Annotated in this window: 7 protein-coding genes and 1 pseudogene; 3 read left to right on the top strand and 5 right to left on the bottom strand. The window is 66.6% G+C overall.

Going from position 1 to position 5,378, the window contains the following annotated elements:
• Positions 1-195, bottom strand: a pseudogene (locus tag ACEN88_RS23500) (hypothetical protein); the annotation flags it as partial.
• A gap of 100 nt (positions 196-295) precedes the next feature.
• Between ACEN88_RS23500 and ACEN88_RS23495 the strand changes: the two are divergent.
• Positions 296-1,153: a hypothetical protein gene (locus ACEN88_RS23495; RefSeq protein ID WP_413343534.1), complete on the top strand. Its 858-nt coding sequence runs from the start codon at positions 296-298 to the stop codon at positions 1,151-1,153.
• 71 nt (positions 1,154-1,224) lie between these two features.
• Positions 1,225-1,590: a VOC family protein gene (locus tag ACEN88_RS23490; protein WP_413343532.1), complete on the top strand. Its 366-nt coding sequence runs from the start codon at positions 1,225-1,227 to the stop codon at positions 1,588-1,590.
• On the opposite strand, the gene ACEN88_RS23485 is transcribed toward ACEN88_RS23490, so the two are convergent.
• The 4 genes from ACEN88_RS23485 to ACEN88_RS23470 form a co-directional block, all read right to left on the bottom strand.
• Positions 1,591-2,055, bottom strand: a complete 465-nt coding sequence (locus ACEN88_RS23485; protein ID WP_056133496.1) for a carboxymuconolactone decarboxylase family protein — start codon at positions 2,053-2,055, stop codon at positions 1,591-1,593. It abuts the gene before it with no gap.
• 88 nt (positions 2,056-2,143) lie between these two features.
• Positions 2,144-2,725 (bottom strand): DUF6058 family natural product biosynthesis protein, encoded by a 582-nt coding sequence (locus ACEN88_RS23480; protein WP_413343530.1) that lies wholly within the window; start codon positions 2,723-2,725, stop codon positions 2,144-2,146.
• Between the two features lie 78 nt (positions 2,726-2,803).
• Entirely contained in the window at positions 2,804-3,202 is a 399-nt protein-coding gene (locus ACEN88_RS23475; protein WP_413343528.1) for a TerB family tellurite resistance protein, read from the bottom strand.
• Positions 3,203-3,225: 23 nt separating this feature from the next.
• Positions 3,226-4,191, bottom strand: a complete 966-nt coding sequence (locus ACEN88_RS23470) for a TerC family protein (protein ID WP_413343527.1) — start codon at positions 4,189-4,191, stop codon at positions 3,226-3,228.
• Positions 4,192-4,310: 119 nt separating this feature from the next.
• Between ACEN88_RS23470 and nhaR the strand changes: the two genes are divergently transcribed.
• Positions 4,311-5,213: a transcriptional activator NhaR gene (nhaR, locus tag ACEN88_RS23465; RefSeq protein WP_413343525.1), complete on the top strand. Its 903-nt coding sequence runs from the start codon at positions 4,311-4,313 to the stop codon at positions 5,211-5,213.
• The last annotated feature ends 165 nt before the right edge of the window (positions 5,214-5,378 follow it).

Here is a 5,378-nt window from a genome sequence, read left to right as displayed (position 1 = left end):
GTCATCGCGCGCATGCCGCTCCGCCTGCGCGTCTCCCGCCTTCTTCGCGGCGCCGACGGCGCGCCGCGCGCGCATCAGGCGGTCGACGAGCGCCTGCCGCGTGGCCGGATCGAGGTCCGGATCGCTCATGCGCCAGAGGCGGCCCGCGACGACGAAATAGCGGCCGTCGGGTGTGACGAGGTGTTGGGTGGGCATCGCAATATCTGGTAACACTTGTGAGGATGGGTCTTAACGCCATTTTACAGACGAGCGCCTTATCCTTTTCGCACCATCCCGGATATGAAAGGAGCCCCCTATGCGCGACCATCCCCCGGCCGGCCGCCTGGCCGACGAACTGGCAACCACCGACGTCAGGTTCACGATCACCGATGGCCAGGTCACCGGCCTCGAACACGTGATCGGCAGCCGGACCATCGCAGCCAGCCTGCCCGCCGACGCGACGTTCACCGTCGGCACCGGCACCGTCACGGAGACGCTGACCCGCGGCGCGGCCACGGCGACGCTGACCTGGTCGGTGGACGCGACCGACGCCGCCCTGTATCACCTGACGCAGGAAGTGCGCAGCTTCGACACGACCGCCGCGAACACGCCGACCTACGGTTTCACGGTGGCCGCTGGCGCCGTGACGGGCATGACCCAGACGTTCGGCACGTCGGGATGGACCCACGACGTGGCCGTCGGCGACCTGGCCGCGAGCGTGTTCACGGTCGCCGGCAGCGCCGTCACGGAAACGGCCATCCGCGGCAATACGCTGGAGACGCTGACGTACACGACGACGGACGGTACGACGTACAAGCTCGCGTCGGAAACGCTGACCGTGGTGCCCGTGGGGACGGCGGCGACGGCGCTGGATGTCGAGCCGTACGAACGCATGCGCTTCACGTTCGACGGCGTTACGGTCACGGGGGCCCGGACGGTCAAGCCGGACGGCACGGCGGTCGACGTCCACCTGGGTTCCACCGTCACGTACGCGCAGGCGGCCGCGGGCTATGTCGTGGAGACGATCACCCGCGGCAATCACGCCTACTACGAGGTTTTTCATGACGGGAACGGCGACGGCATCTACACGGCCGTCGCGCACGGCCAGGGCACGATGGTCGATCTCGTCGGCCTGCAGGCGCAGATCACGCCGCAGATCGACGCCTTGCTCTGATCCGCTTTCCATTTTTCCAATCCACGGCCGCGCGAATCGGGCATCATGACGCCTTTACGACAGGAGACACCATGATCAAAGGATTGCGCACCGTGACCTATCCCGTGGCCGATCTCGGCCGCGCCAAAGCCTGGTTCGCCGACGTGTTCGGCGTCCAGCCTTATTTCGACCAGCCGTTCTACGTCGGTTTCGCCATCGGCGGGTTCGAGCTTGGGCTCGTCCCGGACGGCACGCCGGGCACCACGGGGTCGACGACGTTCTGGGGCGTGGACGACATCGCGGCCGAGGTCGAACGCATCGTCGGCCTCGGCGCCGCCGTCCACGCGGCGATCCAGGAGGTGGGCGAGGGCATCAAGGTGGCGGAATTGCAGGACCCGTTCGGCAACGTCCTCGGCCTCATCGAGAATCCGCTGTTCGACCCCGCCGCCGTGCGCTGATTACATGCCGGCCGGCGGCTCGACCGGGATCGGGTTGCGCAGCGACAGGTTGATCGCGTTCCAGCCCCGGATGACGGCGATCGTATAGCCCAGTTCCGCGATCTCGCCCTCGCTGAAATGTTCGCGCAGTGCGGGCCAGGCAGCGTCCGTGTCGTCGCGGTGGGGCAGGGCATTGACGGCGTCGGCCCAAGCCAGCGCGGCCCGTTCGCGTTCGCTGAAGAACGGCGATTCGCGCCAGGCGGCCACGCTGTTCAGGTGGCGCGGGTCGGCGCCCTGCTTGATCAGGTCGCGCCAGTGCATGTCGACGCAGACGCCGCAGCCGTTCTGCTGCGAGACGCGCAGGTTGACGAGTTCCACGAGGCGCGGGCCCAGCGCGCCCTGCTTGACGGTCTGGGACAGGTTGACCATGGCTTTCAGCGCGGACGGGGCCAGGGTGAACAGGTTGATGCGGGCAGCGTGCGACATGATGGTTCCTTTCGTTGGCGGGGCTGCGACATGCAGCCCTCTAACCATTAGACGGAACGGCTCCCGGCTTTGTGACAGGTACCGCGAATTATTTCAAACCGTATCGCGCGCGCGAGCTGCGTGCCCGTTCGTGCGGGGCGAACGGGCTGCTCGCGCGGTCCAGCAGGGCGCGCGCCCAGGCCAGCCGTTCCCGCTCATCCGCGTCGAGCACCCGGCCGTCATCGGTCAGCGCCCGGATGACGTGAATCGCCAGCTCCTTCGCCGCGATGTCCTCGGGCAGGCCGGAGCGCGTGCACAGGCCGTATGTGCCCGCGATGAAGTGCTGCCATTCGCTGCGCAGGTGCTCGTCCGTCGCTTCCATGTCGAACCGGGGCAGGGCGTGCAGCGCGGCCCGGTAGCGCGCCGCGAACAGCCTGTACGGATCCTGGGCGCCATCCAGCAGCACATGGAGCCACTCGACATAGCCTTTGGCAAACCAGTCGAGCGCGTGGTCTTCCGCGTGGTCGCCGAAGTACGACGTGCAATCGATGCGGACCCGAAGCCGGTACGACGGCGCGGGCATCGTACCCGCGGCCGTGAACGCTTCCAGGCGGGCACCGTCGGTGGCGCAGGCCGCGAGCAGCTGCGCGCGGGTGAGGAAATGGGTGTGCAGGTAGTCGATGAGTTCCATGCGCCCATGCTAGCGGGAGCCGGCCCGCGACGCTTCGGCCGCGGCCGAAGCATCCGCTTGCACATGCAGGCCCCGGGGTCAGTGCGCGGTGACGAAGCCCGATTCGGCGCCCCAGCGGATCGCGGCCCGGTTCAGCACGACGGCTTCCGCGTCCGCCAGCCAGCCGTCGGCATCGGCGAGGCGCCACATGGCGCCGAGCAGGTTGCGGCGCAGTTCGGGCGCATCGACGTCGTCGAGGAAGGCGTCGATCGTCGCCGTGTCGACGTGCACGTTGCCGTGGTGCGCCGTCGCGAGCAGGTCGTTGCACAACTCGTGCAGGACGGCGTCGAACTCGTCGTCCTCCAGCGCGATGTGCTCCAGGATCCGCGAACGGTAGACCGCCTTCAGCTCGCTGAGGGCGACGTTGCCGTCCACGATCATCGTCAGGGCCAGCAGGCGGCCGGCGGCGCGGGGGCTGTTCTTGGGGTATGAGCGCATTTCGGTTCTCCAGTAAAAAGACGTTAGTTGGCGTCGTGCTTGCGCGCGACGAACAGGCTGGCGATACAACTGCCGGCAATGAGCACGGCGACGACGGTCAGCGACGCCTGCACCGGCATGTGATACCAGGGCATGATCAGCATCTTCGTGCCGATGAAGGTCAGCACCATCGCCAGGCCGTACTTCAGCAGGTGGAAACGATCGGCCATGTCGACGAGCAGGAAGTACAGGGCACGCAAGCCCAGGATCGCGAACAGGTTTGACGTGAAGACGATGAACGGGTCCGTCGTGATGGCGAAGATCGCCGGGATCGAGTCCACCGCGAAGATCAGGTCCGTCGCTTCGATCAGCAGCAGCACGAGGAACAGCGGCGTGACGTAGCGGAGCCCGTTTGCGGCCACGAAGAATTTCTCGCCATGGTCGCCTTCCGCCACGCGCAGGTGCTTGCGCGCGAAGCGCATCACGGGACTCTGCTTGACGTCCGGTTCCTTGTCGGCCGCGACCAGCATGCGCATGCCCGTCAGCAGCAGGAAGGCGCCGAACACGTACAGCACCCAGCTGAATTCGCTCACGACCCACGCGCCGGCGCCGATCATGACGGCGCGCATGACGATGGCGCCGAGGACGCCGTAGACGAGCACCCGGCGCTGGTATTGCTGGGGTACCTGGAAGGCGGTGAAGATCATCAGGAACACGAAGATGTTATCGACCGAGAGCGCCTTTTCGATGAGGTAGCCGGACAGGAATTCGAGCGCCTTCTGGTCGGCCACGTCGGCGCCGACCGTCGTCTTCAGGTACCACCACAGGCCGCCGTTGAACAGCAGCGCCATGCTGACCCATGCGATCGACCACAGGCCCGCTTCCTTCACGCCCACCTTGTGCGCCTTGTTGCCGCCGAACACGAACAAGTCCAGCGCGAGCATCACCAACACGAACCCGACGAAACCGGCCCACATCGGGCCGCTCGCAATAGTCTCGATTCCGTTCATCATCGCCCTCCGGTCATCGTTGCCGTTGATTTGAACGTTCACTATAGACGCCGGTTAAAGATCGGACTAATCGTGTTATCTTTCATCATTCATCGAATTTTTCGATGTATTCGAACGCCATGAGCTCACTCAACTACAAGCATTTGCGCTACTTCTGGATGGTGGCAAAGACGGGCAGCATCGCCACGGCCGCCGCGCAGCTCCACCTGACGCCACACGCGATCTCGGGGCAGCTGTCCGAGTTCGCGGCCACGCTGGGGGTGCAACTGTTCCGGCGCGCCGGGCGCAACCTCGAGTTGACGGAGGCCGGCCGGCGCATTGCCCGCTCGGCCGAACAGATTTTCACGGCCGGGGATGAATTGCTGGAACTCGTGCGGAACAGCCGGCTCGCGTCGCCGCAGCCGTTTCGCGTGGGCTGCGCCGATTCGGTCTCGAAACTCATCGCGTGCAGGCTCGTGGAGCCGGCCCTGAAGCTGGAGGAGCCGGTCAGGCTCGTATGCCGCGAAGGCCGCCTCGACAACCTGCTGGCCGACCTGGCCGTGCACCGTCTCGACCTCGTCATCGCGGACCGGACGATCCCCGCGCACTTCAGCGTGCGCGCCTACAACCACCTGCTGGGGGAAAGTTCGATGACGGCGTTCGCCACCGCCGACCTGGCGGCCCGGCTGGGGCCCGATTTTCCGGCGTGCCTAGACAATGCGCCGGTCCTGTTCCCCGGCGAGGATGTCGCGATCCGGGGCCGTCTGCTGCACTGGCTCGACAGCGCCGACATCCACGTCCGGGTCATCGGCGAGTTCGACGACAGCGCGATGATGCAGGCATTCGGCCAGTCGGGAGCAGGGGTGTTCTTCGCGCCGACGGTGATCGCGGCGCAGGTGTGCGACCAGTACCAGGTCGCCGCGCTCGGTACGGTCGATGCGGTGGTCGAGCAGGTCTACGCGATCACGACCGAACGGCGCATGAGCCATCCGGCCACGGTCGCGATCGGCGCGCTCGCGCGGGACATGCTGTTCAGGGCTTGATGTGCGGCTGGGTGGCGCCCGGGTTCAGGATCTGGTTAGTGTCGATCTGGTCCTTGTTGATCACCTGGGGTGTGCCGGTCTGGTGCCGGCGCGGCAGCATGCTGCCGGTGGGGGCTTCGCGGTCTTCGCGCGAGAGTTGCGGGCCGTCGCTGGTCGGCGCCGCGG

Origin of the sequence: Massilia sp. CT11-108, assembly GCF_047302915.1 — a bacterium.
Taxonomy (GTDB): Bacteria; Pseudomonadota; Gammaproteobacteria; order Burkholderiales; family Burkholderiaceae_D; genus Telluria; species Telluria orientalis.
This window is presented reverse-complemented; position numbering and strand designations above follow the sequence as displayed.

Coding starts and splice junctions, on each gene's coding strand:
- ACEN88_RS23495 (WP_413343534.1), top strand. CDS start 296: ATGCGCGACCATCCCCCGGCCGGCCGCCTGGCCGACGAACTGGCAACC.
- ACEN88_RS23490 (WP_413343532.1), top strand. CDS start 1,225: ATGATCAAAGGATTGCGCACCGTGACCTATCCCGTGGCCGATCTCGGC.
- ACEN88_RS23485 (WP_056133496.1), bottom strand. CDS start 2,055: ATGTCGCACGCTGCCCGCATCAACCTGTTCACCCTGGCCCCGTCCGCG.
- ACEN88_RS23480 (WP_413343530.1), bottom strand. CDS start 2,725: ATGGAACTCATCGACTACCTGCACACCCATTTCCTCACCCGCGCGCAG.
- ACEN88_RS23475 (WP_413343528.1), bottom strand. CDS start 3,202: ATGCGCTCATACCCCAAGAACAGCCCCCGCGCCGCCGGCCGCCTGCTG.
- ACEN88_RS23470 (WP_413343527.1), bottom strand. CDS start 4,191: ATGAACGGAATCGAGACTATTGCGAGCGGCCCGATGTGGGCCGGTTTC.
- nhaR (WP_413343525.1), top strand. CDS start 4,311: ATGAGCTCACTCAACTACAAGCATTTGCGCTACTTCTGGATGGTGGCA.